Raw genomic sequence first — 26,544 nt, 5'->3', positions numbered from 1 at the left:
GAGACAACTCACTCTACAACCAACATCTTATCACCCACGGAGACCTTGTCCGTCTCATTGACATACACCTCTTTCACCACCCCATCGATCGGCGTACGAATCTCGTTCTCCATCTTCATGGCAACCAATACGCAAAGCGGGTCTCCCGCCTTGACCTCATCGCCTACCTTGACATATACCTTCTGGATCACGCCCGGCATCTGGGCCTGTATGACCTGACGGCCGACCGTCTTGGAACTGGTTCTCGACAGGCGTAATTTCTTCAACTCGTCAATCACCTGTACTTGGAAATAATCACCTTTATTCTTTACCTCATAGGTGGAATCTCCAACACTGGATATTTGTACGCCATGAGATTTATGGTTCATGATGATCGAGTGGATCGTATCTCCGCCCAGATTGTAATCTACATCATAAACGGTACCGTTTACGGATACTTTCTTGATAGGCCCGTCTTCCAGAATCTCTACCTTGAACTCTGTGTCGGGAATATCGTTAACCGTGGCAAAATAAGTCGCTAAAGCCTTTGACATAATCATTCCTCCTCTCATTAAAAGTTATTGGCCAACATTTGTAACTTCCCGTAGTGTTTCCACAGGGACTCCCCTACCAGCGGAACGGTCGTCGCACGGGCGGCCGCCTCTTTCTCCTCCTCGTAATGCTTCAAGGCGGCGGCGATCACGGCTACGGTCGGGTCGCTGTTCTGGCGACGTTTCAAGTCTTCCTTATCGAACTTGGTGTCAATGAAGGTTGTATCGTAATTCCCCTTCAAGAAGGTCTCGTTATGCAACACACGCAGGTGGAATGGAATCGTTGTCTTGATTCCCAAGATCTTGTATTCCCGCAAGGCACGTATCATGTTCGAGATGGCGGACTCACGAGTCCGGCCCCACGTGCAAAGCTTGGCGATCATCGGGTCGTAATGCAAGGAGACCTCGAAACCGGCGTAAGCGGCGCTATCCAGACGTACGTTACGTCCCTCGGGAGCCTCACGCACCTTGATCACACCCGGAGAGGGCATAAAGTTATTTTCCGGGTCCTCCGCGTAGATACGACATTCCAAGGCATGCCCCCGGCAAGCCACATCTTCCTGCTTATAAGGCAGACGATTTCCTGCGGCCACCAAGATCATATCGCGAACCAAGTCCACGCCCGTTGTCTCCTCCGTCACCAGATGCTCCACTTGAAGGCGGGTATTCATCTCGAGGAAATAGAAGTTCTGGTCCTTATCCATCATGAACTCCAACGTCCCGGCACTGTAGTAACCGATTTTCTTGCAAGCCTCCACCGCTACGGCCAACATCTTCTGGCGAGCGGCCTCCTTCACGAATGGAGAGGGCGCTTCCTCGATCACCTTCTGGTTACGGCGCTGGATAGAGCACTCACGCTCATACAGATGGATCACGTTCCCATATTTATCCCCGAGTACCTGCACCTCGATATGATGGGGGTTCTCGATATACTTCTCGATATAGATGGCATCGTTTCCGAACGAGTTGGCCGCCTCGGAACGAGACATACGGAAAGCCGCTTCCATCTCATCCTCGCTATGTACCAAACGCATACCCTTTCCACCGCCTCCGGCAAGCGCCTTTAGCATAATCGGATAACCCACCTCGGCGGCTACCTTCTTGGCATCCTCTATGTCCGTCACCGGCTTTTCCGTTCCGGGAACAACCGGCACACCGGCTTCTTTCATGATCTTACGGGCCTCGGTCTTTATACCCATCTTCGCGATCACGTCGGCGCTCGGGCCGATAAAGATCACGCCCTCCTCCTCGCAACGGCGGGCGAAGTCGGCGTTCTCCGACAAAAAGCCGTAACCCGGATGAATAGCGGCTCCTGTCTTCTTGGCGATCTCAAGGATCAAGTCCGGCTTCAAGTAAGAGGTATCCGCTTCATCTTCCGAGATGCAGTAAGCTTCCTCCGCATAACGTACATGTAATGCTCCGCGATCCACATGCGTATAGATCGCTACGGTCGGGATGTTCATCACCCGGCAGGTGCGGAATATCCGCATCGCTATCTCGCCACGATTGGCAACTAATACTTTCTTTATCATAAGGATTCGTTTTTAAAGAGGAATATTGGAATGCTTCTTCGGAGGATTGGATTGCCGTTTGTTGGCCAGCAACTCAAAACTACGGATCAAGCGGCTGCGTGTGATAGACGGCTCGATGATCTCGTCTACATAGCCTAACTCAGCGGCCCGGTACGGGTTAGCGAACTTCTCCCGGTAATCGGCTTGCAATTCCTTCCGTTTGCCTTCGGGATCTTCCGCGGTCTTCAAATCCTTACGGAACAAGATATTCACGGCACCATCCGGTCCCATGACAGCGATCTCGGCGGTTGGATAAGCGAAGTTGATATCGCCCCGGATATGCTTGGAGCTCATCACGTCGTAAGCGCCACCGTAAGCCTTTCGGGTAATGACGGTCACTTTCGGCACGGTAGCCTCGCAATACGCATACAATAACTTAGCGCCATGACGGATAATTCCCTCGTACTCTTGGTTCACGCCCGGCAAGAAACCCGGTACATCCACCAGCGTCAACAACGGTATATTAAACGCATCGCAGAAACGGACGAAACGGGCGGCCTTTACGGACGCGTTGATATCCAGCGTACCGGCCAACGCAGCAGGTTGATTCGCCACGACACCGATCGTCTTTCCATTCAAACGGATATAACCGATAATGATATTCTTGGCATATTCCTCTTGTATCTCGAAGAAGTTTTGATCATCAGCCACGGAAAGGATCAACTCTTTCATGTCGTACGGCTGGTTGGGATTGGTAGGAACCAGCAGATCCAATTGCGGATCGATGCGGTTCGGGCTATCGGTGGTAGGGACGAATGGCGGCTCTTCCATATTATTATTCGGCAAGAACGACATCAACTCACGTATCTTCAAGATACAATCCATATCGTTATCCGCCGTGCAATGAGCCACTCCGGAACGGGTGCTATGCACTTCCGAGCCTCCCAGATTCTCCATCGTAACCTCTTCTTGCGTCACGCTTTTCACGACCTCCGGGCCGGTGATAAACATATAGCTCGTTTGTTTTACCATAAAGATAAAGTCCGTCAACGCCGGCGAGTAAACCGCTCCACCCGCACACGGGCCCATAATAGCGCTAATCTGCGGGATCACGCCCGAAGCCAACGAGTTCCGGAGGAATATCTCGGCGTATCCCGCCAAGGAACGAACCCCTTCTTGAATACGTGCGCCTCCCGAATCGTTCAACCCGATCACCGGAGCGCCTAGTTCCGTTGCCATGTCCATGATCTTACAGATCTTACGGGCATACGTCTCAGACAAGGCCCCACCGAATACCGTGAAGTCCTGAGCGAAAACAAATACCGTGCGTTGCCCGATCATTCCGTAACCGGTGACCACGCCATCTCCCAATGGACGCTGTTTTTCTAAACCGAACTCATGGCACGTATGTGTCACGAACTTGTCGATTTCCACGAAACTACCTTTTTCCAATAGTAGTTCGATTCTTTCTCTAGCGGTTAGTTTACCTGCCGCATGTTGCTTCGCAATGCGGTCTTCTCCGCCCCCTAACTCAGCTTTGTGGTTGAGAGCTTTTAATTGTTCAATTTTTTCCTTCATGGCGTATCTCTTTAATTATCCGGGAAACGTTCAATATATTAGAAAACAAAGTCTGTAAATGTATTGTTTCCTAAAGAAACGAAATGTATCATATATTACATCTATCGCCCGATCAATGAGATCTATCAAGAAGGATATTTTTTAGTAAATACTGAAATCTTGTGGCTTGATCACGAAACCGATCCGCAGCATGCTTTTGTATTGATTATATTCCAAAAGGTTCTCACCGTAACCATTATAATATTGCAGGAAGAAATATTGGTTCTCGTTATTATTAAACTTATAGCTCAACTCGATCTGAGTGTTAAAGCTGAACCAAGTCTTTCGTTTGGTCAAGATAACCCCGCAGTTAAAGCGCCTGTTGTCTGTCCGGTAATTGGCGGCTACTTGGAATATACCATTATATTTAAGGATGTCTTTATTTTCCTTGCCATCCACGATCGGTATCCAGCCCTTGAATTGAACTTCCCAGTTCTTATTCAACAGGACAGCCGCAGCTAGGGTGATCTTGTTCCAGCTTCGGGAGAAGATGCTATCTTTACCGTTCGACTCGTGCTCGACCATCAAATAGCCTTTCCCGATATATTTATTCTTATGTACGATAAGGTGCCCCAAACCGATACCCGGATTAAAATTCAAGTCGCGCATCGGCAAAGACTCTTGAAAGACATTCCAAAAAGCCTTTTGCGTGTATTGCAAGAAAAGATAGGTATCGAAAGGGAGTTTACTTTTCGTAAGACGTTGGGCGATGCTCAACTGGAATTTAACGTCGGAGTTTCTCGCCGTAGGCTTGTTGCCGATAGGGATACCGCCAATAAAATAATTGTCCTTGAATAAGGTAAAATAAGGTGACTTATCCAAAATCGCACGAATACTATCCGCATTATAACTCTCTTCCGGCCCTTTCGCTAAAACTTGCGAATGTGCCATACCGCAAACAAGAAGGAAGAGAAAGGATATAATCGTTTTTTTCATAAATGATCTTAAATTATAAATGTGTCCGCGAATATAGGGGAAACGGCAGTTGGCTTTATCGCCCAAATTACATGAATAATGGTCATTTCACCTATGAATATAATATATAAACCAAAATTCAAGAGGTTAGTTCATTTTTCCTATATTCGCGGCTATGGAAGAAATCTATAGTTATTATAAAGAAAATATCGACGCTTATACACGGCGCTTGGGTAATTTGAAAAAGAAGATCCATTTGATGGGGAGTATCCGGTTGGCTTTAGTGGCAGGAGCGATCCTCTCCTTATGGATATTCAGGGATGAGAGTTGGCAATGCCTGACGGGGATCACCTTCGCTTATATCATCCCGTTCGCGCTCCTGATGTGGTACCATAATAAAATGTACGCACGAAAAGTATACGCCGAGACCTTGATCAAACTGAACGAGGATGAGCTAAAAGGACTGGACTATGATTTCAGCGCGTTCGACGGGGCAGCCGATAAGATCTCGGGCGAGCACTCTTTCTGCTTGGATCTGGATGTGTTTGGAGACCGCTCCTTGTTTCAATCGCTCAATCGTACCGTAACCGGGTTCGGGCGGGAACGACTGGCCGGTTGGCTCTCGAATCCCTTGACGGATAAGAAGGAGATCGTCAAACGGCAAGAGGCTGTCAAGGAATTAGCGACTTTATCCGCCTTACGGCAGCATTTCTATGTGACGGGAATCATCCGGCAGGACACGCAAGATACGAGAGACAACGATATCAACTTTATGGACCGACTCACTCAGCGTAAGCATAAATTCGTTGATAGCCTACCGTGGAAACTATTGATCTGGGCGGTCCCAGTGTTGTGGATCGTATTGGGTATCGCTTACTCACTGGATTGGATCAGCGGGAGTTTATTGAATATTTATTTCTTAATCACGTTAGTGATCGCTTACGGACGAGCCAAGGAAATCAATGCGCTTTACGCGACCGTCAATAAGATGGAGTCTATTTTCAATCGGTACTCAAAGCTGATGCAATGTGTGGAAGAAGATAATTTCCAGTCGGAAGAGCTGAAAGAGATCAGCGGACAATTAGCGAATGAGAAGGAATTGGCCTCGCATGCTATCAAACGCTTGTCGTCGTATATCGGAGGATTAGACCAACGATTCAGTTTGGCGGGTATCATTTTCAATCTCTTCTACTTGCGGGATACACGCCATGCCATCCTTTTGGAACGCTGGATTCAGACTTACTCCGATAAACTTCCGCTTTGGTTCGACGCGCTGGCTCGTTTCGACGCGCTGAACTCGTTGGGTAGTTTCGCTTTCAACCATCCGGAATACATCTATCCGGAGATTGCCGACACTTATTTCCAGATGGAAGGCAAGGCTTTGGGACATCCTCTTTTGAACCGGGAAGTCTGCGTAAAGAACGATATCGATATCCGCAAAAGTCCTTGGTTCCTGATTATCACCGGAGCGAATATGGCCGGAAAAAGTACATACCTCCGGACGATCGGTGTCAATTACTTATTGGCTTGCGTAGGCGCTCCGGTCTGCGCCGCCTCCTTGACGGTTTATCCCGCCCACATGGTTACCAGCTTACGTACCTCGGATTCCTTGGCTAGCAACGAGTCTTATTTCTTCGCGGAGTTGAAACGGCTGAAAATGATTATCGACAGGCTGCAAAACGGGGAGAAGCTATTTATCATCTTGGACGAGATCTTGAAGGGAACAAATTCTATCGACAAGCAGAAAGGCTCTCTTGCCCTTATGAAACAGCTGGTCGCTTATAAGGCTTGCGGCATCATCGCCACCCACGATTTAGTGTTGGGTACTTTGGAGGAAGAGTTCCCGGAACAAATAAAGAATTACCGCTTCGAAGCGGATATAAAAGACGAGGAGCTATCCTTCTCTTATCAACTAAGAGAAGGAATAGCCCAGAATATGAATGCTTGTTTCTTAATGAACAAGATGGGAATCTTGTTTAATTGAAAATTGAGACAAGTGATAAAATAACTGTCACTTGTCAACTGCCAACTACTTTTTGTATTTGGTTTTGATTGCGGGTAGGACTTTTTGGATTTCCGCTATACGAGTGGCATCACTGGGGTGCGTACTCATAAATTCCGGCGTAGAGCCACTCTTTCCGGCGGACATCTTTTGCCAGAAGTTGACTGCCACGTCCGGATTGTATCCCGCCATAGTCATGAACACCAATCCCATATAATCCGCTTCCGACTCGTGCTTACGGGAGAAAGGAAGCATTACGCCATACTGCGCTCCCACACCATATACCGTATTGGCCGCTTGCTGTACCGCCGCACTCTTATTGCTTACGGCCGCACCTAAAATAGCCGCCCCGTATTGGGCCATTAGTTGCTGGCTCATACGCTCATTGCTGTGTTTAGCTACGGCATGGGCGACCTCATGCCCGATGACTACCGCCAATTCATCGTCCGAGGAAACCAAAGGCAGCAATCCCTCGTACACCACGATCTTGCCGCCTGGCATACAGAAGGCGTTCACCTGCGGATCATTCACCAAATTAAACTCCCAAGAGAAGTTTTTTACCTCATCCGCCATCCCGTTTGCCCGCAAATAGTCCTCCGTAGCGGCGGCTATCTTCTTTCCGACCCGGGTTACCATAGCGCTTTTGTTCGCATTCGTCGATTTTTTCGCCGTCTTTATATAATCGTTATACTGGGTAAGGCTGGACGATAACACCTCTTGGTCCGAAACCAACAGCACTTGCTTACGTCCTGTCAACGGTACGCTGGAACAGCCTGCCAATAAAAGCAAGGCCACGAATAAACTTGCTATTTTTCTCATATCCTTTTACTTGAAATTAAACCTGATACTCTCTTTTTAATAACGCAAAGATACTACCATTTTGTTCAAAACAACCACCCCCTTTCGTTCTTTCTATAGGAAGTATTAGCCTTTTCTTTCAACAACATCCATCATCTACCATCTGTTGCATGATCATCCACCAATTGGTAGATGATCTTCTAACAGCTGTTGCATGATCATCCAATGGCTGATAGAAGACGAATATAAATAGATGAAATGCCTAACACTTACAGTGATTAAACCTAAGCTAAGCAGGAAAATCCCTTACCCCCTACTTATATCAGAAAAAAAAGCCCTTGATTGTATATTTATTCAATAATACTCTTTATATTTGCAGCCTGTTTTGCATAAATATACAACATGAGTACAAAGAAGGAACGATTGGATGCCATTTGCGGTATTATACAAACGAAGGTGATAAGTAATCAAGAAGAACTGCTTAAAGAGTTGGAAGATAGCGGATTCTCGGTTACGCAAGCTACGCTTTCCCGCGACATCAAGCAACTGAAAGTAGCCAAGGTACACGACGGAAACGGAGATTATGTATATCGCCTTCCCGAAGAGAGTATAAGCAAACAAGCACAGCCTGAAGGCAAGAAAAAGCCGAATATCGAGTTTTCCGGAAACTTAGCGGTGGTGAAAACACGACCGGGTTACGCCATGGGAATCGCCTCGGACATAGACTCCCATGCCCCCAGCGAGATACTGGCCACCATAGCCGGAGACGATACGATCTTGGTAATCCCCCGCAACGGTGTGAGCCAAGAGAAGGTGATTGCCGCTTTATCACATTTTATATAAAAGGAAAAAACTAAGAACAAACAATAAAATGGAACAAGAAATAGAAATTGATGTTATGATCGCTGATGCCTCTCACGAGGTATATGTGGATACGATCCTAGATACGATCGAGTCTGCCGCTAAAGTCCGGGGCACGGGTATCGCCAAACGTACGCACGAGTATGTGGCCCAGAAGATGAAAGAGGGCAAAGCGGTGATCGCCTTGGCGGGAAACGAGTTCGCCGGGTTTAGTTATATCGAGTCATGGGGAAACAAGCAGTACGTGACTACCTCCGGCTTGATCGTGCATCCGGATTTCCGGGGCTTGGGTATAGCGAAACGCATCAAAGACATGACCTTCCAGCTTGCCCGCATGCGCTGGCCGAAAGCAAAGGTATTCAGCCTTACCTCCGGCGCTGCCGTGATGAAGATGAATACCGAGCTGGGATATGTACCGGTTACGTTCTCCGACTTGACGGACGATGAGGCTTTCTGGCGGGGTTGCAACGGTTGCGTGAACCACGATATCTTGGAACGCACCGAACGTAAGTATTGCATCTGCACGGCCATGCTGTTCGACCCGGCCGATCCGCATCGTGCGCAACGAGAGCGGGAGGCCCGTAATCAGACTAAAAAGGACTAAATTAATACGATAGAAAAACAACATAAAATAAAGAAACGATGAAGAAGAAAGTAGTAGTAGCGTTCAGCGGAGGTTTGGATACCTCATTCACGGTCATGTATCTGGCTAAAGAAAAAGGATACGAGGTATACGCCGCTTGCGCTAACACAGGTGGTTTCAGCGAGGAACAATTGAAACAAAACGAGGAGAACGCCTATAAGCTAGGCGCCACGAAATACGTGACGATCGACGTTACGAAAGAGTATTACGAGAAGAGCTTGAAGTACATGATTTTCGGAAACGTGCTGCGTAATGGTACGTATCCGATCTCCGTAAGCTCCGAGCGTATCTTCCAAGCCTTGGCGATCGCCCGCTACGCAAACGAGATTGGCGCCGACGCTATCGCCCATGGTTCTACCGGAGCCGGTAACGACCAGATCCGTTTCGATATGACTTTCTTGGTATTGGCTCCGAACGTGGAGATTATCACGTTGACCCGCGATATGGCCTTGAGCCGCGAGGAAGAGATCAACTACTTGAAGGAGCACGGTTTCGAGGCCGATTTCACGAAGTTGAAATATTCCTATAACGTAGGTCTTTGGGGAACCTCTATCTGCGGCGGCGAGATTCTTGATTCCGCGCAAGGATTACCCGAGAGCGCTTATCTGAAACAAGTGGAGAAAACCGGCAGCGAGCAATTGCGCATCGAGTTCAAGAACGGTGAGGTTCATGCCGTGAATGGTGAGGTGTTCGAGGATAAGATCGCCGCTATCCAGAAGATCGAGGAGATCGGGGCGGCTTACGGTATCGGCCGTGATATGCACGTGGGCGATACGATCATCGGCATCAAGGGACGGGTCGGTTTCGAGGCTGCCGCTCCTATGTTGATTATCGGGGCGCACCGCTTCTTAGAGAAATATACGTTGAGCAAATGGCAACAATACTGGAAGGATCAGGTAGCGAACTGGTACGGCATGTTCTTGCACGAGAGCCAATATCTGGAACCGGTGATGCGCGATATCGAGGCGATGTTGCAAGAGTCTCAGCGTAACGTGAACGGTACGGCTATTCTGGAGCTTCGTCCGTTGTCCTTCTCTACCGTTGGCGTAGAATCTGAGGACGACTTGGTAAAGACGAAATTCGGTGAGTACGGAGAGATGCAGAAAGGCTGGACCGCCGAGGACGCTAAAGGCTTCATCAAGGTTCTTTCCACTCCGTTGCGTGTTTATTATACGAACCATAAAGACGAAGAGATATGATTAAATGCGGAATTATAGGCGGAGCGGGTTACACGGCGGGTGAATTGATCCGCCTGCTCCTAAACCACCCTGATGCCGAGCTTACATTTATAAACAGTAGCAGTAACGCCGGTAACAAGATCACGGACGTGCATGGCGGTCTTTATGGCGAGACGGATTTGGTGTTCACCAGCGAGTTGCCGTTAGATAGCATCGACCTTCTGTTCTTCTGTACCGCTCATGGCGATACGAAAAAGTTCATGGAGAGCCACACGGTCCCCGAGAACGTGAAGATTATCGACCTGAGCATGGACTACCGGATCGAAGGCCCGGAGCACGATTTCGTGTACGGCCTGCCGGAATTGAACCGCCGCCGGATTTGCAACGCCCGGCATATAGCGAACCCCGGTTGTTTCGCTACTTGCATCCAATTGGGCGTATTGCCGTTGGCGAAGCACTTGATGCTGAATTCCGACTTGCATGTCAATGCCATCACGGGTTCTACGGGAGCGGGCGTGAAGCCTTCTTCCACCTCTCACTTTAGCTGGCGCAACGACAACATATCAATCTATAAGCCTTTTACGCATCAGCACTTGGCCGAGATCAACCAGAGCTTGAGCCAGTTGCAGAAGAGTTATTCAAGCCGGATCAACTTCATCCCCGTACGCGGTAATTTCTCCCGTGGTATATTCGCCACGACATACATCGATTGCAAGATTGACTTGGTGGAGATCCGACGTATTTATGAGGAATATTATGATGATCACAGCTTCACGTTTATCACTGATAAGAACCCGGATTTGAAACAAGTGGTAAATACGAATAAATGCTTGATCCACTTACAGAAAATAGATGATAAGCTTCTTATTATCTCTATGATCGATAACTTATTGAAGGGTGCTAGCGGCCAAGCGGTCCACAACATGAACTTATTGTTCGGGTTGGAGGAGACGGTTGGCTTACACTTAAAACCCTCCGCGTTTTAAAAAATACTATAAAGATGAATTTATTCGACGTATATCCATTATTTAATATAGAGATCGTACAAGGCAAGGGATGTCATGTATGGGATAGCGAGGGAAACGAGTACCTCGACTTATATGGCGGCCATGCCGTGATCTCGGTGGGGCACAGCCACCCTACTTACGTAAAGGCGATTACCGAGCAGGTAAATAAATTAGGCTTTTACTCGAACTCGGTTATCAATAGCTTGCAACAAAAATTAGCGGATAAGCTAGGGAAGGCTTCCGGCTACGATGATTATTCGTTGTTCTTGATCAACTCCGGAGCGGAGGCGAACGAGAACGCGTTAAAGCTCGCCTCTTTTCATAACGGGAAGAAGCGGGTGATCGCATTCAAGCACGCCTTTCATGGACGTACCTCCGCCGCCGTTCGTGTCACGGATAACCCGAAGATCATCGCTCCGGTAAATGAGGATCTAGCGGTTACTTATCTTCCATTGAACGACGCTTCCGCCGTAGAGGAAGAGTTGAAGAAGGGGGATGTATCGTCCGTGATCATCGAAGGTATCCAAGGTGTAGGTGGCATCCAATTGCCAACGGATGATTTTATGCGTGAGTTACGCAACCTGTGTACGACTTATGATGCCTGTCTGATCTTGGATGAGATTCAATCCGGATATGGAAGAAGCGGTAAATTCTTCGCACATCAATATGCCGGTATCAAGCCGGATTTGATCTCGGTAGCGAAAGGTATCGCCAATGGCTTCCCGATGGGTGGGTTATTGATCAGCCCGAAATTCAAGCCGGTTTATGGTATGCTCGGCACTACTTTCGGCGGTAACCATTTGGCTTGCGCAGCCGCTATCGCCGTTCTCGATATTATGGAAGACGAGCGTTTGATTGATAACGCGGCGAAAGTGGGTGCCTATTTATTGGAAGAGCTTCATAAACTTCCTGGTATCAAGGAAATTCGGGGCCGTGGTTTGATGATCGGTATCGAGTTCGAGGAATCTATCAAGGAAGTACGTAGCAAACTTCTCTTTGAGGAGAAAGTGTTCACGGGCGTAGCCGGAACCCATACGATCCGTCTGCTTCCTCCGCTTTGCTTGACGATGGATGAGGCCAAGGAATTTATCCGTCGCTTCAAGAAAGTCCTAAACGCTTAATTGTTCTTTATTTCATAAAAAGGGAGGATGTCTGAATTAGTGTCCTCCTTTTTTCCATTCCTCCCCAACAGCGACGTAAATTAAGTATCACCCTTTGTCAAAAAAACATCATTCCCTTTTCCGAAAAAATACTAACTTTACGCAGTCTAAACTTTGAGTCTCTAATTACTAATGAACACGATCGATGAAATATCTATTTATAGGAGTATTCACTTTATTGTGCCTATTTGCCTGTCAATCTAACGATTCCAAATACATCATAGAAGGCACCCTACCCACCGCACAGCAGGATGGGGAATGGATTTATCTGGCACCCATGGAAAACGCCTCAATCGAAAATATCGATTCTACGAGAATAGAGAACGCACGGTTTACTTTCCAAGGAACGGGAGAAGAAATGAAAGTCCTCCGTATGCGCATCCTTTTGCGTCTCAAGTTCCAAGAGCTACTGGTCGTAACGGAACCGGGTGTGACCTCAGTACGGATAGACTCCATCAGCTCGGCCTCCGGTACACCGCAAAACGACGCCTTGCAGCATTGGAAAGACCGGAAGCAAAAGACCGATAGCGAATCCTATGCCCTATGGACAGCGCTTAAGACTTGCTCGCCGGAAGATTCCATCCGCATCAAGCAGACATGGGATTCCTTGAGAGTAGAGACGCAAGCTTTTAATTATGCGTTCATGAAAGAACATATCAACCAAACGGTCGGGAAATTCCTCTATAAGATGATAAAAACCTCCTTGACCGAAGAGCTACGAAAGGAACTGGATGAAGCGAATCATTAAACAGGATCTGTCGATCACGCTAGCGGTACTGGCGATAGCGATCTTCGCTTTCTTCTTCTGGATGTACCCCTATCATTTGTTCCACAAAGAGCAAATGATGCTGTTCTTGTACAGCGGCGAGTTTCTCCGTGGATATTTTCAGGAGGAAGCGTGGCTGGCTTGTCTCACCGGCGATTTCCTTACGCAATTCTTTTATTATATCGGGGGAGGCCCGTTCATCCTAAGCGTTGTCTTAACTTTATTTGCCCTGCTTACCTATCGGACATTCCGGCAATTCGTCAGCAAGAGATACGCCCTTCCTCTTATGATACTACTTGTATTATGGGAGGCCGGAAGGTCTTGCGGACTCGCCTATCCGTTATCCGCGACTCTCTCCTTGATCGGAGCAGAAGGTGTTTTCCTGTTATATAGCCGGAGCCAAACTGAGGGGCAACGTCTTCTTACCTGCATTCCCGCCATGCTTCTTTGCTATTGGTGCTTCGGGTACGGGGCATGGCTCTGTCTGGCCCTTATGCTGGCCGCCGGAATCATAGCGCACCATCAAAAGCTAAGTGCCCTGCTTGCGGCAGGTATATTACTTCTTCCAGCGACCCAATATCCCGCTACCACTTGGTGGAGTAAGCCGGATCTCGACCGGGAGTATGTACTCAGCCTCGATGTGGAACATTATTTCGGAAATATACAAAAGATGAGGAAACATCTCGAGACAGACCGCCAAATCCTTTGGGTGACCTATTACCGGAACCTGTACAATGCCACGCATCCGTCCGAGATCAACTCACCCGTATCTCTCTCCCGGAACCTCCTAGCGTGGAATCAACCGGGTACGAATGGGTTGATCCTCCCCGTGAACCCATCCGCTTCTTTTCTCTCTATCCTATTCGCTAACGAGTTATGGTTTACGTTAGGAGATATGACCATGGCCGAGCATTGCGCCATGCTAAGTATGATCTTCTCTCCCCGCAATTCGGGTAGCCGTATGATCAAACGGCTGGCTGAGATCAATCTGGTCAATGGGGATGATGAGGCAGCTCTTAAATATCTACGTATATTAGACAAGACACTCCTTCATAAAAGCTGGGCCGAAAAGAGAATACCCGGTCAGCAAACCCCGCGAGTAAAGGAGTGGCTGGAGAAGAAACGCAGAGACATCCCGACCCAAGACCATCTACGTTCCGGTAACGATGCCGTGACTTCCTTACGGAACTTAGTCGCCTCGAACGCCGGCAATCTCCGTGCTTACGAATACTTACTCTGCTATCATTTACTCTCTAAAGATCTCCGTTCTTTTGTAGAAGATTATGTACCGGGTAAGGTCTCTAGTTCCATTTTCGCCGAGGCCCTGCTGATCCATCTCGCCCGCCAAGGTAATATCCGTGCGGAAGAGCTTATAAAATACCAAATCCCGGTAAAGATAGCGAAAGAATTCGCCGATTATACCCGGCTTTATGAGGCAAAGGACACGAGTTTGAAAGAGAAATACGGCAAGACCTATTGGTTCTATTATCATTTTGCGACCACAGAGCCCGGAAAGGAGAGTAAGCCATGAAAGAAGCAAGAATCATGAAAGAGAACATAACCTATTACCTCGTCTGGATAATCTGCTTGCTGGCAGGATGTACCCCTACCCCGAAGCAAATAGAGGATACCACAGACCCAATCCCCATGTATCCCGATTATACGGATATCATGATTCCCACGAATATTGCCCCTCTCAACTTCTTATTGAGAAACGATGCGGACGCTATGCAAGTAACCTTAAAAGGGAAATCAAAAGAGATACAATTATCTTTCGGAAAGAAAGCTATTTTCCCTTTAAACCTATGGGAAAGCCTTTTAGAGCAGGAAGTGGGCAACCGCCTGCAAATAACCGTAGTCGCCCGTATCAAGGGTAAATGGTTTCGTTACCCCTCTTTCTACTGGCAAGTAGTTCCGGAGAAACTGGATAGTTACATAAGCTACCGGCTTATAGAACCCGGCTACGAGGTATGGAACAAGATCCAATTATGCGAGCGGGAGATCAATACCTTCGAGGAACGGGTTATTGCCGACAACAAAGATACCGACGGTTCTTGCATGAACTGCCATATTTACGGAAATAAGAAAGGAAGTTTATCCATGTTCCATTTACGGGGAAAGCAAGGAGGCACCCTGCTGAACCGTAACGGACATTTGAGGAAGTTGAAATTGAGCAACGACAGTCTGCCGAATGGGGCTGTCTATGGCGATTTCCATCCATCGGGGCAGTTCGCCGTTTTTTCCACGAATATTATCATCCCTGCTTTTCATTCGTTAGGAAGTAAGCGGTTGGAAGTCTATGACACAACCTCCGACCTAGTGGTCGCCGATTTCAGAAAGAAACAACTCATCACCTCCCCATTGACTAGCCGGAAGGATGAGTTAGAGACCTTCCCTACCTTTTCGCCCGATGGGAACTGGATCTATTATTGCTCCGCTCCCATCCAGCCGTTGCCCGATAGCATCCATAACCTAAAATATTCCCTATGCCGCATATCTTTCCATAAAGATACCAAGGAATGGGGCCGACAGATCGAAACCGTATGGGATGCCCAGAAGCATAATGGCTCCGCCTGCCATCCCAAGATATCGCCCGACGGTAAATACCTACTTTTCACGGTAGCCGATTATGGAACCTTCCCGATCTGGCACCGAGAAACAGACCTGCATATGATGAACCTCCAGACCGGGAAGATAGATACCTTACCTGCCGTCAACTCCGATAAATCGGATACCTACCATAGTTGGTCCTCTAACAGCCATTGGTTTGTCTTTGCCAGTAAGCGGGATGACGGACTATACGGAAAGCCTTATTTCTCTTACGTGGATAGTACGGGAAAAGCCTATAAACCTTTCGTTCTCCCGCAAGAGGATCCGGAACATTACGATATCACGTTGAAATCTTATAATATACCTGAATTATCCACTAGCGAGCTTCCTTTCGACGCTGAAGATGTACAAGAAATCTACTACGACGAGGAAGCTGAGACTTTTAAATAATAGAATCATGGAAAATACACGTAAATATAGATACATAAGAGGAATCGCCTCCTTATTATTCGGCTGTGCGATTTGCCTGTTTTGGGGACTTTATTATCCTCATCATTTACATTACCACGAGCAATTCCAGTTATTCCTGTTCACGCCGGAATATGGAATCGACAAATGTCTCCATCCCGGAGGCATCGCTGAATATATAGCGGAGTTCCTGACGCAGTTCTATTATTTCGCTTGGGCAGGGGCTACGATCTTGGCGATCGTTCTCGTGCTTATCCAACGGCAAATAAACTGGCTGGCCAAACAAATGGGAACTTCCGACTTTTGGTATCCGTTCAGCTTTCTCCCCTCTATCCTGCTCTGGGTATTTTTATGTGATGAGAATGCCCTGCTGGCATTCCCTGTCTCCATAACTCTCGCCCTCTTCGCCTTAATCATCCAGCGAAAAATCACTCATCCATGGGGACGAATAATCTATACGCTCCTAATAATGCCGGTACTCTACTGGATCGTAGGTGGTGGGGCCTATTTCATCTTCGTTATCGGAGTAGCAATCGGGCATTGCATCAAACCCGTACCAATCGTATCCAACAAATCCTATATATGGATTCCTATCTACATCTTGCTTGGAATCCTATGCCCCCTATTGGCACAAAGCCTTACGCAATATCCATTGCTTAGCCTCATGACCGGCATCGATTATTATCGTTTCCCCATGATCGTTCCCAACACCCTGTTACTTGTTATTGCTACCGTTGCCATAACCCCCGGGGCACTTGCTTTACTTCCCCCACCCGTAAAGAGCACTAAGGCATGGATGGGTATTATCTCCACCCTGCTCCTTATCGGTGGTGGCACATGGATCTATGCCGCCAGCAATTCGGATAAGGAGGAGGCTATGAAATACGACTACCTCACCCGCATGAAACAATGGAACCAGATCATCAAGGCGGCGGAAAACAAAGAGCCTAATTCTCCTTTCTCCGTGACCTGCTTAAATCTGGCTCTCGCCAAGACCGGGCAATTAGGGGATCGCATGTTCCATTTCTACCAAAATGGAACGGAAGGATTGATCCCCACCTTCCAAAGAGATTTCACCTCACCGCTCCCTACCAGCGAGATATTCTATCATCTGGGAATGATCAACTCCTCACAACGCTATATGTTCGAAGCGATGGAGGCTATCCCCGACTATAAGAAAAGCGGACGTGCCTATATGCGTCTGGCCGAGACCAACTTGATCAATGGACAATACGCTGTCGCCGCCAAATACCTGCGGGCTTTGCAGCATACCTTGTTCTATAAGAAATGGGCGACCAACGCCATGAGCTATCTAAATAACGATGAAAAGATAGAGAAGCATCCCGAATGGGGATGGTTGAGAAAAGCCCGATATACAGAAGATTTCTTGTTCAGCGACACGGAAATGGATGTCATGCTAGGCTTATTGCTGCAACATAACAAAAGTAACCGGATGGCTTTCGAGTATATGTTAGCCTATGTCTTGCAAAAGAAGGATCTGGAACGTTTCATGAAATATTATCCGCTGGGAAAAGATCTGGGCTATAACCACATACCCATCTCTTATCAAGAGGCATTGATTTTCATTTGGACACAGCAGCATCCTAATTTCCAAGGCCTTCCTTGGAGCATCTCCCGCAACGTATTGGAAGGGGTAAGCGAGTTCGCCCGTGTTTATATGACGCAGAAAGACTCCGAGCCTATCCTTCGCCCAAAATACGAGAAGACATTTTGGTATTACTTATTATTCAGAAAATAAACGGCCATGAGAAAGCTTATCTTATTATATAGTATATGTATAGCGTTATTTACCGCTTGTGGGGATTCGGTAGTATCCCCCGAACAAATAGAGAAATACCCGTCCATCTATCCGGATTATATCGGGGTGACAATACCCGCCACGATAGCACCTATGAATTTCTCTTATACGGATACCTCCTATGAGCGGATAGATGTTATCGTAAAAGGGTGCCAAGGCAAAGAGGTGCATATAAACGCGAAGCATGTCAATTTCCCGGAAAAAGAGTGGAAACAACTGCTCATCTCCAATCAAGGCGATAGTTTACTCTTTACTGTCAGTATCAAGCAAGAGGGTAAATGGAGTACTTACAAACCTTTCCCCATGTACATCAGCCCCCACCCGATCGATTACGGCTTAGTATACCGAAAGATCGCTCCCGGTTATGAAGTCTACAGCCGTATGGGTATTTATGAGCGTGATCTATCGTCTCATAAAGAAAGACCTTTGGTGGAAAACACGCTGGTCAAAGGTATGTGCGTAAACTGCCATGCCTTTAACCGTACGGACCCGAGCCATTTCAGTCTTCACATCCGAGGAACGCATGGAGCCACTTTTATGAGAACCGACAATAAGGATGAATACCTCAACACGAAAACAGATCAGACAATCGCCGCTTGCGTCTATCCCTACTGGCATCCCGGAGGCGAATATATAGCGTATTCCACGAACAACACCCGACAATCGTTCCATACGGTTAAGGACGAGCGGGTAGAAGTATTGGATTTGGAATCTGATATAGTCGTTTACCATCCGGCAGATCATCGTCTACTCCTTTGCGATTCTTTGCAAAAGAAAGACAGGTTCGAGACCTTCCCTGCGTTCTCCCCGGATGGTCGTACGCTTTACTTTTGTTCCGCCGAAGCTAAAAAGATTCCCGAAGAATATAAAGAGATAAGATATAATTTATGTAGTATCGATTTTGATCCCTCTGCCGGTACATTCGGGAGCCGTATCGATACGTTGGTGAACGCTGAGGCTTTAGGGAAAAGCGTATCTTTTCCCCGCCCTTCCTATGACGGCAAATATATTATGTTCACCTTATCCGATTACGGAAACTTTTCGATCTGGCATAAAGAGGCGAATCTATGGTTACTGGACTTGACAAGCGGAGACCTCCGCGAGCTATCCGAAGTAAATAGCGATGATACCGAAAGCTTTCACAACTGGAGTAGCAACTCCCGCTGGTTTGTCTTCAGTAGCCGCCGGGGTGACGGCCTTTATACCCGCCTTTATCTGGCAAGCATGGATGAGAATGGCAAGATAAGCAAGCCCTTTCTCCTTCCCCAGGAAGATCCGGAAACCTATTACGATCGCTCTGTCTATTCCTATAATGTCCCGGATTTCGTCAATGCCCCTATTCTGCTGGACACGAAAGTATTTGAGAAGAGGATAACTTCAAAAGAGCGTATACAGGTTCAAGTTGGGGACTAGAAACCAAGGGTTACCAAAAACAATACACGGATCTTATAGAAAAAATAAATAATTCCATAAGATCCGTGTATTGGGTATAGTTCTATATCTAGATGTTCGCTATAGGTTCTTCAGCCATTTCTTACCGGATTTGGTATAAGTCCATGCAAGAAATATCCCCATTACCACGATAATAATTAAAAACAAAAATGTCATGTTATTCATATCTGTTATTATTTAAATATTCTATTTGCACAAACCGCAATCATTCCTGTACCTCCTAAACCTGTTATGAGCATTACCCACTGTGAAAAATCATTCGGATTCTTATACAACGGGATAACCCCACATATAACTACACCCGCAAAAGTCAGTTTCGCCAAATCATAAAAGAACTTTCCCAAATTCTCCTTTCGGGCTTTCTCTCATTCTCTCCCTTCCTTCACTTGTTCTTGTAAATCATTCCATTTTCCCATAGTCATTCTATTTGATTAATTAACATGCACAAAGATAACAATGAATTCCAAATCAAACAACCGTTCCGGTTAAAATGAAAATAATATCGCTATCAGATAAAATAATACTAGATTGTCTGCCCGATACCTCTTACATTCGCGTTCATAAAGAAAGACAGTTATCATGAAGAACACGAAATTAATTACCATGTTATGCCTAGGGGCACTAATCGCCTGTTCACCGTCGAAGAAAGGACTAGAACCGACAAGCGAACAGGTTTCGCCGAGAGAACGTTTAATAGAGAACCTACGTGCGACTCCACAAAAAGGAATCATGTTCGGACATCACGATGATACGGTTTATGGGATCGGATGGGAATTTGACGAAGGAGGCTCAGACGTGCAAAAAGTATGCGGCGATTATCCGGCCGTTATCAGCTTTGATCTTGGAGAGATCGAACTCGGGGGAGATAAAAGCCTTGATAAAGTACCTTTCGAGAAAATACGCAAGGAAATCATCAACCAATATAACCGGGGAGGCTTGGTATCTTTAAGTTGGCATCCCCGTAACCCTAAAACCGGAGGGGACGCTTGGGACGTATCAGACCATGCTGTCGTGAAATCGATCCTTCCGGAAGGGGAGAACTATGAGAAATTCCAAAGTTGGCTAGGCAAAGTGAATGATTTCATCCTTTCCTTGAAAACAAGCGATGGCACCAAGATTCCCGTCCTATTCCGTCCTTGGCACGAACACACCGGAAGTTGGTTCTGGTGGGGACAGAATTTATGTACCACGGATGAATACAAGGCGCTATGGCGAATGACCGCCGATTATCTAAACGCTCACGGAGCGGCAGACCAGATCGTTTACGCTTATTCCACAGGTACGGAGCCGCGGGATCAAGCGTCTTATCTGGAACGTTACCCCGGACATGACTTGATCGACGTCCTAGGCTTCGACGCTTACCAACGGGAAGATAAGGATTTCTTCTTGAAAAGCATGGATACCAGTCTTTCCGTAATAGACAGCATAGGCAAAGCCAACCATAAGATCATAGCGATCACGGAGACCGGCTACGAAGGGGTACCAGACTCCACATGGTGGACGGGAACCCTGCTGCCTGCCATGGAGAAATATCCGGTCGCTTATGTATTGGTATGGAGAAACGCCCGTGAAAAAGTCACTCACTTTTTTGGCCCTTATCCCGGACAAGCCTCTGCCGAGGATTTCAAGAAGTTCTTTGAAAATCCGAAAACATTGTTCGCCTCCGATATCAACCTATATAAATAACATCATACATAAACCAGATAAATCACGTCATATCCAGTTGTAGAGACGGGGCGTGCCCCGTCTCCCACCATCTGATAATATCATTTAAAGCAAAAACATCATGGAACAATTTCAAGAAAAAGTAAACGAACTCTTCGCTAAACACGAAACCTTGTTAAGCCGGAAAAATATCCCTTTAGAAGACGGAAACGGAATCTTCACCCGTTATCAACACCCTGTACTGACAGCCGCGCATACCCCGATCTTCTGGAGATATGACTTAAATGAAAAGACAAACCCCTACTTGATGGAACGCATCGGCATGAACGCAACCATGAACTCCGGTGCGATCAAATGGAATGACAAATATATATTAATGGTACGTGTAGAAGGAAGCGACCGTAAATCCTTCTTCGCCGTAGCCGAAAGCCCGAACGGAGTAGACAATTTCCGCTTTTGGGATTACCCGGTAACCATGCCGGACGATCTTGTCCCGGCCACGAATATTTACGACATGCGCCTAACCGCTCATGAAGACGGCTGGGTTTACGGAATCTTTTGCGCCGAGCGCCATGACCCGAACGCAGCTCCCGGAGATCTATCCTCGGCAACCGCCACGGCAGCTATCGCCCGGACAAAAGACTTGAAAAACTGGGAACGTCTCCCGGATTTAAAGACCAAGAGCCAACAACGTAACGTCGTATTACATCCGGAATTCGTAAATGGCAAATACGCCCTTTACACCCGCCCCCAAGACGGATTTATCGACGCAGGAAGTGGCGGTGGTATCGGATGGGCCTTGATTGATGATATCACGCACGCCGAAGTCAAGGAAGAAACCATCATCGACCAACGTTACTACCATACGATCAAGGAAGTGAAAAATGGCGAAGGCCCCCACCCGATCAAGACACCGAGAGGCTGGTTACATCTCGCCCATGGCGTACGGGGATGCGCCGCCGGATTACGTTACGTGCTTTATATGTATATGACCGCATTGGAAGATCCCACGAGACCTATCGCCACACCCGCCGGCTATTTCATGGCTCCGGAAAATGAGGAACGGATCGGCGATGTATCCAACGTTTTATTCTCTAACGGATGGATCGCGGATGAGGATGGAACCGTGTATATTTACTATGCGTCTTCCGATACCCGTATGCACGTGGCTGTATCCACAATCGATAAATTGGTAGATTACTGCATGAACACTCCGGCCGACGGGCTGACTACGACCGCATCTGTCGAGACGCTGAAAAAGCTAATCGATCGAAATCTTCCACTCCTGAAATAACCTACAAAAACCACTCATATGATTAAACTAACAGAGAAGATAGGCTACGGTTTCGGGGACATGGCATCGTCCATGTTCTGGAAACTGTTTGGCGCTTACTTGATGATTTTCTATACGGACGTATTCGGATTACCGGCAGCAGCCGTAGGTACGATGTTTTTGATAACTCGTATATGGGACTCGGTCTTTGACCCGATTGTCGGCGTTGCGGCGGATCGTACGCAAACACGCTGGGGAAAATTTCGCCCTTATTTGCTTTGGCTGGCGATCCCGTTCGCCGCTATTGGAGTGCTCACTTTCATGACTCCTTCTTTCGGACAAACAGGTAATTTGATCTATGCCTATATCACCTATTCCTTGATGATGATGGTGTACTCCGCTATAAACGTGCCTTATGCGTCCTTGCTTGGAGTAATGAGCCCGTTGCCACAAGACCGTAATACCCTTTCTACGTACCGTATGGTATTCGCCTATATTGGCAGTTTTATAGCCCTGTTGCTATTCATGCCGATGGTGCGTTTCTTTAGTGGAAATAGCGATGAATTGGCGGATCAACAACATGGATGGACCATGGCTGTCGTAGTTATCGCTATCCTGTGCGCCATTCTCTTTTATGGATGTTTCGCATGGACAAAAGAACGGGTAAAACCGATTAAAGAGCAACAAGGCTCGTTAAAAGATGACTTGAGAGATCTATTGCACAACAAGCCTTGGTGGATACTATTGGGAGCAGGTGTCTCCGCTCTGGTTTTCAATTCCATCCGCGACGGGGCTACCGTATATTATTTCAAATACTTTATCATTGAGGAAGCCTATGCCAATGTATCTCTTTTCGGAGTCTCCTTCGTCTTAAGCGGATTATATCTGGCGGTAGGACAGGCGGCCAATATTGTCGGCGTGATCTTGGCCGCCCCATTAAGCAACCAGATCGGAAAGAAAAGAACCTATATGGGCTCCATGCTGATCGCCTCGGTTTTAAGCATCCTCTTTTTCTGGCTCGACAAGACGGATCTAGCCCTGATATTCACGTTCCAAGTGTTCATCAGTATTTGTGCCGGTAGTATTTTCCCCCTACTTTGGTCCATGTATGCCGATTGCACGGACTACTCAGAACTAAAAACAGGGAACCGTGCCACAGGATTGATCTTCAGTTCCTCGTCCATGAGCCAGAAATTCGGATGGGCGATCGGCACGGCAATCACAGGCTGGCTACTCGCTTTCTTCGGGTTTCAGGCCAATACCGTACAAAGCGAGGAAACGATTAGCGGAATCAAGATGTTCCTCAGTTTCTTACCGGCCGTAGGTACGATCCTGTCCGTTGTATTTATCGCCTTCTACCCGCTTAGCGAGACAAAGATGAAGGAAATCACCGCTACGTTAGAAACCAAAAGAAAAGAAACAAATGAATAAAATCACCGAAGATTTACAAAACGAGGTTCAATGGGAGCTAGAGAACAATATCCTCCCTTTCTGGATGAACCGAATGATAGATAGTGAGTATGGTGGTTTCCATGGGCAAATCACGGGAAACAATCAACGAGTCGTACATGCCCCTAAAGGCGCCATCTTGAACGCCCGTATCCTATGGACATTCTCCGCCGCATACCGTTTATTACGAAAGCCGGAATATCTGGAAACGGCGACCCGTGCCAAACGTTACCTTATCGATAAATTCTACGACCAAGAATTCGAGGGTATTTACTGGGAATTAGACTATACCGGTCAACCCGTGCAAACCAAAAAGCAAATCTACGCCTTAGGATTCGCTATCTACGGATTAAGCGAGTACAACCGGGCTACCGGAGATAAAGAAACGTTGGATTATGCGATCCGTCTCTTCAAGGCAATCGAACAATATAGTTTCGACCCGGAAAAGAACGGTTATATGGAAGCCTTTACGAAAGACTGGAAACTGATAGAGGATATGCGACTAAGCGACAAGGATGAGAATGAGAAAAAAACTATGAACACCCATCTGCATATCCTCGAACCTTATACTAACTTGTATCGGGTATGGAAAGACGAGCACCTCAAAAAACAACTCCGAAACTTGATCCTGATTTTCACCGACAAGATTCTGGATCACCGTACCTATCATTTAAACCTCTTTTTCAACGAGGATTGGGAAAGCAAATACCGTATCATCTCCTATGGTCATGATATAGAGGCATCTTGGTTACTGCATGAGGCCGCTATCGAATTGGGAGACAACGAGATTCTTCAGAAAGTAGAGCCCTTGGTTCAAAAGGTAGCGATAGCGGCCGAAGACGGGTTATTAGCGAACGGTAGCCTCATTTACGAGTATCACCCGAATGAGAAGAAAGCCGACACGGACCTGCATTGGTGGGTGCAAGCCGAGAATGTAGTGGGTCATTTCAACTTGTATCAACATTTCGGAGATGAGCCTGCCTTAGGCACAGCCTATACATGCTGGAAATTCATTCAGCGTTATTTGATCGACAAGGAACAAGGGGAATGGCATTGGAGCGTATCGCTCGATCACGAGATCAATCGCGAGGATGACAAGGCCGGTTTCTGGAAATGTCCCTATCACAACGGACGGATGTGTATGGAGATTATCGAACGACTTGCCGGCGAATAACCGTCCGGCAGACCGCCTGCCGGCTCTTTTTTATCAGATTAACAACCGTCGGAAGCTTCCGACATCAAAAAAACAAGCGATATGAACAAATTCTATTGGATGGTGATAGGCCTCCTTCTCGGTTTGGTGAACCTCCGGGCCGAGATCAAGCTGCCAGCTTTGGTAAGCGACAACATGGTACTCCAACAAGCCACTAAAGTACGGCTCTGGGGAAATGCAACCCCAAATTCAAGCCTGAAAGTCCGTAGTTCTTGGGACAATACGGAATACACGGCCCAAGTAAACGATCAAGGCAGATGGGAAATCTGGGTTCAGACGCCCTCGGCCAGTTTCGAAAAGCAACAGTTAACATTAAAGAATGGACAAGACAAGATTGTCTTGCATGATCTTCTGATCGGCGAGGTATGGTTCGGTTCCGGCCAATCCAATATGGAAATGCCATTAAGAGGTTTCTGGCACTGCCCTATCGAGGGAGGAAACCACGCTATCGCTACATCCGGGAAATATAAGAACTCGATCCGTTACGCTACGATCCAACGGGTCGGAGCCTTGGAACCGAAAGATTATCCGGTAGGTGGCGAATGGAAAGTATGTGATCCGCGAAACGCCCCGGAGTTCGGAGCTACCGCCTATTTCTTCGCGACCCTATTGACCGAGGTATTGAATGTCCCGGTAGGTATCATCAATTGTAGCTGGGGCGGTTCCACGGTTGAAGGTTGGTTGCCCAAAGACATCCTGCGGAATTATAGCGATATCGATCTATCCTTAGCGGGTAACGATGAGAAAATCCATCCGATGCTACAACCCATGATCATGTATAACGGAATGCTGAAACCGGCCAGCAAATATACGGTCAGAGGTTTCCTATGGTATCAAGGAGAGTCAAATGTCGGACACCCGGACTACGCTAAACGCCTAGCGACAATGGTAGAACATTGGAGAGGATTATGGGGACAAGAAGAATTACCTTTCTATCTGGTAGAAATCGCCCCTTACGAATATGGAGAAGGAGACCAAGCCGCGTACCTTCGTGAAGAGCAATACAAAGCTACCCGGTTGATCCCCAATAGCGGTATTGTTTCCACGAACGATCTGGTACAGGATTACGAGAAACGGCAAATACACCCCAAAGAAAAACAAAAGATCGGTGAGCGTCTTTGTTATATGGCTCTAAACAAAACCTATGGTTATACAACCATCGCTTGTGAGGGCCCCCAATACGATCATATGGAAGTAGATAAAGATAAAATCATTCTTTTTTTCAAGAATGCGGAAGATGGCTTCAATCGAGATAACGGGATCATAGGCTTCGAGATAGCCGGAAAAGACATGCGTTTCCACAAGGCTAACGCAACTATAGACGCTAACAAAAAAACCGTTATTATCTCAGCTCCAGACGTAAAAGCCCCAATAGCCGTTCGTTATGGCTTCCGGAATTTCCAAATTGGCAACTTGCAAAACGTACAAGGATTACCGGTGCTTCCATTCCGCACGGATAAATAAAACGACTAAGAAAATAAAATACAATACGTTATAATATTCAAGCTTGTTCACACGTAATGTCTTATTTTCATCTGTAAGACGTATTTAGTTTTTATTTCATTCTATTGTGATAATAGAAATTACCCTCCTAAAGTATTAGTGAACTTAATTCTTCCCATAAAAAAATGGGAGATCTTATTTTACAAGGAATCAGAGACCTCCTC

The 26,544-nt window shown here is 47.0% G+C and carries 22 protein-coding genes; 16 read left to right on the top strand and 6 right to left on the bottom strand.

Going from position 1 to position 26,544, the window contains the following annotated elements; genetic code table 11:
* Positions 1-8: 8 nt before the first annotated feature.
* The 4 genes from CI960_RS03495 to CI960_RS03480 all read right to left on the bottom strand — a co-directional run bounded on the left by CI960_RS03495 (position 9) and on the right by CI960_RS03480 (position 4,594).
* Positions 9-533 (bottom strand): biotin/lipoyl-containing protein, encoded by a 525-nt coding sequence (locus tag CI960_RS03495; RefSeq protein ID WP_029257277.1) that lies wholly within the window; start codon positions 531-533, stop codon positions 9-11.
* A 17-nt stretch (positions 534-550) separates the two neighbouring features.
* The gene (gene accC, locus CI960_RS03490; RefSeq protein WP_005855237.1) at positions 551-2,062 is read right to left on the bottom strand and encodes an acetyl-CoA carboxylase biotin carboxylase subunit; all 1,512 of its coding nucleotides are present in this window, start codon (positions 2,060-2,062) and stop codon (positions 551-553) included.
* A 12-nt stretch (positions 2,063-2,074) separates the two neighbouring features.
* Entirely contained in the window at positions 2,075-3,619 is a 1,545-nt protein-coding gene (locus CI960_RS03485; protein ID WP_005855235.1) for an acyl-CoA carboxylase subunit beta, read from the bottom strand.
* A gap of 141 nt (positions 3,620-3,760) precedes the next feature.
* Positions 3,761-4,594: a phospholipase A gene (locus CI960_RS03480; protein WP_005855233.1), complete on the bottom strand. Its 834-nt coding sequence runs from the start codon at positions 4,592-4,594 to the stop codon at positions 3,761-3,763.
* Positions 4,595-4,748: 154 nt separating this feature from the next.
* Here CI960_RS03480 and CI960_RS03475 point away from each other — a divergent pair, with 154 nt between their 5' ends.
* Complete coding sequence (locus CI960_RS03475; RefSeq protein WP_005855231.1) at positions 4,749-6,557, top strand: MutS family DNA mismatch repair protein; 1,809 nt, start codon at positions 4,749-4,751, stop codon at positions 6,555-6,557.
* A 45-nt stretch (positions 6,558-6,602) separates the two neighbouring features.
* Here the strand turns inward: CI960_RS03475 and CI960_RS03470 are convergent, their stop codons facing one another.
* Positions 6,603-7,394, bottom strand: a complete 792-nt coding sequence (locus CI960_RS03470; RefSeq protein WP_005855229.1) for a M48 family metallopeptidase — start codon at positions 7,392-7,394, stop codon at positions 6,603-6,605.
* Between the two features lie 381 nt (positions 7,395-7,775).
* On the opposite strand from CI960_RS03470, the gene CI960_RS03465 reads away from it, so the two are divergent.
* From CI960_RS03465 to CI960_RS03420, 10 genes are all read left to right on the top strand, one after another.
* A complete protein-coding gene (locus CI960_RS03465; protein WP_005855227.1) occupies positions 7,776-8,216 on the top strand; it encodes an arginine repressor in 441 nt (146 codons plus the stop codon).
* Between the two features lie 28 nt (positions 8,217-8,244).
* Entirely contained in the window at positions 8,245-8,838 is a 594-nt protein-coding gene (locus tag CI960_RS03460; protein ID WP_005855225.1) for a GNAT family N-acetyltransferase, read from the top strand.
* Positions 8,839-8,876: 38 nt separating this feature from the next.
* Complete coding sequence (locus CI960_RS03455) at positions 8,877-10,076, top strand: argininosuccinate synthase (RefSeq protein ID WP_005855223.1); 1,200 nt, start codon at positions 8,877-8,879, stop codon at positions 10,074-10,076.
* A complete protein-coding gene (gene argC, locus CI960_RS03450; protein WP_005855221.1) occupies positions 10,073-11,041 on the top strand; it encodes an N-acetyl-gamma-glutamyl-phosphate reductase in 969 nt (322 codons plus the stop codon). The genes CI960_RS03455 and argC overlap by 4 nt, the downstream gene beginning before the upstream one ends.
* Before the next feature lie 14 nt (positions 11,042-11,055).
* Entirely contained in the window at positions 11,056-12,183 is a 1,128-nt protein-coding gene (locus CI960_RS03445) for an aspartate aminotransferase family protein (RefSeq protein ID WP_005855219.1), read from the top strand.
* Positions 12,184-12,367: 184 nt separating this feature from the next.
* Entirely contained in the window at positions 12,368-12,970 is a 603-nt protein-coding gene (locus CI960_RS03440) for a DUF4369 domain-containing protein (RefSeq protein ID WP_005855217.1), read from the top strand.
* Positions 12,954-14,519, top strand: a complete 1,566-nt coding sequence (locus tag CI960_RS03435; protein ID WP_008780989.1) for a DUF6057 family protein — start codon at positions 12,954-12,956, stop codon at positions 14,517-14,519. The genes CI960_RS03440 and CI960_RS03435 overlap by 17 nt, the downstream gene beginning before the upstream one ends.
* A complete protein-coding gene (locus CI960_RS03430; RefSeq protein ID WP_005855212.1) occupies positions 14,516-15,988 on the top strand; it encodes a PD40 domain-containing protein in 1,473 nt (490 codons plus the stop codon). The genes CI960_RS03435 and CI960_RS03430 overlap by 4 nt, the downstream gene beginning before the upstream one ends.
* 7 nt (positions 15,989-15,995) lie before the next feature.
* Positions 15,996-17,765, top strand: coding sequence for a DUF6057 family protein (locus CI960_RS03425; RefSeq protein WP_005855210.1), 1,770 nt, complete (start codon positions 15,996-15,998; stop codon positions 17,763-17,765).
* 6 nt (positions 17,766-17,771) lie between these two features.
* The gene (locus CI960_RS03420; RefSeq protein ID WP_005855208.1) at positions 17,772-19,238 is read left to right on the top strand and encodes a PD40 domain-containing protein; all 1,467 of its coding nucleotides are present in this window, start codon (positions 17,772-17,774) and stop codon (positions 19,236-19,238) included.
* Positions 19,239-19,450: 212 nt separating this feature from the next.
* Here CI960_RS03420 and CI960_RS23855 read toward each other — a convergent pair whose 3' ends face one another.
* Positions 19,451-19,600: a hypothetical protein gene (locus CI960_RS23855; protein ID WP_309567981.1), complete on the bottom strand. Its 150-nt coding sequence runs from the start codon at positions 19,598-19,600 to the stop codon at positions 19,451-19,453.
* A gap of 256 nt (positions 19,601-19,856) precedes the next feature.
* On the opposite strand from CI960_RS23855, the gene CI960_RS03410 reads away from it, so the two are divergent.
* The 5 genes from CI960_RS03410 to CI960_RS03390 all read left to right on the top strand — a co-directional run bounded on the left by CI960_RS03410 (position 19,857) and on the right by CI960_RS03390 (position 26,341).
* Positions 19,857-20,963: a glycoside hydrolase family 26 protein gene (locus CI960_RS03410; protein ID WP_005855204.1), complete on the top strand. Its 1,107-nt coding sequence runs from the start codon at positions 19,857-19,859 to the stop codon at positions 20,961-20,963.
* Positions 20,964-21,063: 100 nt separating this feature from the next.
* Positions 21,064-22,236: a glycosidase gene (locus CI960_RS03405; protein ID WP_005855202.1), complete on the top strand. Its 1,173-nt coding sequence runs from the start codon at positions 21,064-21,066 to the stop codon at positions 22,234-22,236.
* Between the two features lie 18 nt (positions 22,237-22,254).
* The gene (locus CI960_RS03400) at positions 22,255-23,646 is read left to right on the top strand and encodes an MFS transporter (protein ID WP_005855201.1); all 1,392 of its coding nucleotides are present in this window, start codon (positions 22,255-22,257) and stop codon (positions 23,644-23,646) included.
* The gene (locus tag CI960_RS03395) at positions 23,639-24,838 is read left to right on the top strand and encodes an AGE family epimerase/isomerase (protein ID WP_005855199.1); all 1,200 of its coding nucleotides are present in this window, start codon (positions 23,639-23,641) and stop codon (positions 24,836-24,838) included. Before CI960_RS03400 ends, CI960_RS03395 begins: the two co-directional genes overlap by 8 nt.
* A gap of 81 nt (positions 24,839-24,919) precedes the next feature.
* Complete coding sequence (locus CI960_RS03390) at positions 24,920-26,341, top strand: sialate O-acetylesterase (RefSeq protein ID WP_005855197.1); 1,422 nt, start codon at positions 24,920-24,922, stop codon at positions 26,339-26,341.
* Positions 26,342-26,544: the final 203 nt, after the last annotated feature.

Source organism: Parabacteroides sp. CT06 (genome assembly GCF_002257605.1).
GTDB classification, from domain to species: domain Bacteria; phylum Bacteroidota; class Bacteroidia; order Bacteroidales; family Tannerellaceae; genus Parabacteroides; species Parabacteroides distasonis.
Note: the sequence above shows the minus strand (reverse complement) of the source record. Positions and strands in the feature narration are given on the sequence as shown.

Excerpts from the sequence above, each read along its gene's own strand:
- CI960_RS03465 (WP_005855227.1), top strand. The coding sequence starts at position 7,776 with ATGAGTACAAAGAAGGAACGATTGGATGCCATTTGCGGTATTATACAA.
- CI960_RS03425 (WP_005855210.1), top strand. The coding sequence starts at position 15,996 with ATGGAAAATACACGTAAATATAGATACATAAGAGGAATCGCCTCCTTA.
- CI960_RS03405 (WP_005855202.1), top strand. The coding sequence starts at position 21,064 with ATGGAACAATTTCAAGAAAAAGTAAACGAACTCTTCGCTAAACACGAA.
- CI960_RS03480 (WP_005855233.1), bottom strand. The coding sequence starts at position 4,594 with ATGAAAAAAACGATTATATCCTTTCTCTTCCTTCTTGTTTGCGGTATG.
- CI960_RS03400 (WP_005855201.1), top strand. The coding sequence starts at position 22,255 with ATGATTAAACTAACAGAGAAGATAGGCTACGGTTTCGGGGACATGGCA.
- CI960_RS03485 (WP_005855235.1), bottom strand. The coding sequence starts at position 3,619 with ATGAAGGAAAAAATTGAACAATTAAAAGCTCTCAACCACAAAGCTGAG.
- CI960_RS03430 (WP_005855212.1), top strand. The coding sequence starts at position 14,516 with ATGAAAGAAGCAAGAATCATGAAAGAGAACATAACCTATTACCTCGTC.
- CI960_RS03495 (WP_029257277.1), bottom strand. The coding sequence starts at position 533 with ATGTCAAAGGCTTTAGCGACTTATTTTGCCACGGTTAACGATATTCCC.
- CI960_RS03390 (WP_005855197.1), top strand. The coding sequence starts at position 24,920 with ATGAACAAATTCTATTGGATGGTGATAGGCCTCCTTCTCGGTTTGGTG.
- CI960_RS03440 (WP_005855217.1), top strand. The coding sequence starts at position 12,368 with ATGAAATATCTATTTATAGGAGTATTCACTTTATTGTGCCTATTTGCC.
- CI960_RS03470 (WP_005855229.1), bottom strand. The coding sequence starts at position 7,394 with ATGAGAAAAATAGCAAGTTTATTCGTGGCCTTGCTTTTATTGGCAGGC.
- CI960_RS03435 (WP_008780989.1), top strand. The coding sequence starts at position 12,954 with ATGAAGCGAATCATTAAACAGGATCTGTCGATCACGCTAGCGGTACTG.
- CI960_RS03445 (WP_005855219.1), top strand. The coding sequence starts at position 11,056 with ATGAATTTATTCGACGTATATCCATTATTTAATATAGAGATCGTACAA.
- CI960_RS03455 (WP_005855223.1), top strand. The coding sequence starts at position 8,877 with ATGAAGAAGAAAGTAGTAGTAGCGTTCAGCGGAGGTTTGGATACCTCA.
- CI960_RS03460 (WP_005855225.1), top strand. The coding sequence starts at position 8,245 with ATGGAACAAGAAATAGAAATTGATGTTATGATCGCTGATGCCTCTCAC.
- CI960_RS03420 (WP_005855208.1), top strand. The coding sequence starts at position 17,772 with ATGAGAAAGCTTATCTTATTATATAGTATATGTATAGCGTTATTTACC.
- argC (WP_005855221.1), top strand. The coding sequence starts at position 10,073 with ATGATTAAATGCGGAATTATAGGCGGAGCGGGTTACACGGCGGGTGAA.
- accC (WP_005855237.1), bottom strand. The coding sequence starts at position 2,062 with ATGATAAAGAAAGTATTAGTTGCCAATCGTGGCGAGATAGCGATGCGG.
- CI960_RS03475 (WP_005855231.1), top strand. The coding sequence starts at position 4,749 with ATGGAAGAAATCTATAGTTATTATAAAGAAAATATCGACGCTTATACA.
- CI960_RS03410 (WP_005855204.1), top strand. The coding sequence starts at position 19,857 with ATGAAGAACACGAAATTAATTACCATGTTATGCCTAGGGGCACTAATC.
- CI960_RS03395 (WP_005855199.1), top strand. The coding sequence starts at position 23,639 with ATGAATAAAATCACCGAAGATTTACAAAACGAGGTTCAATGGGAGCTA.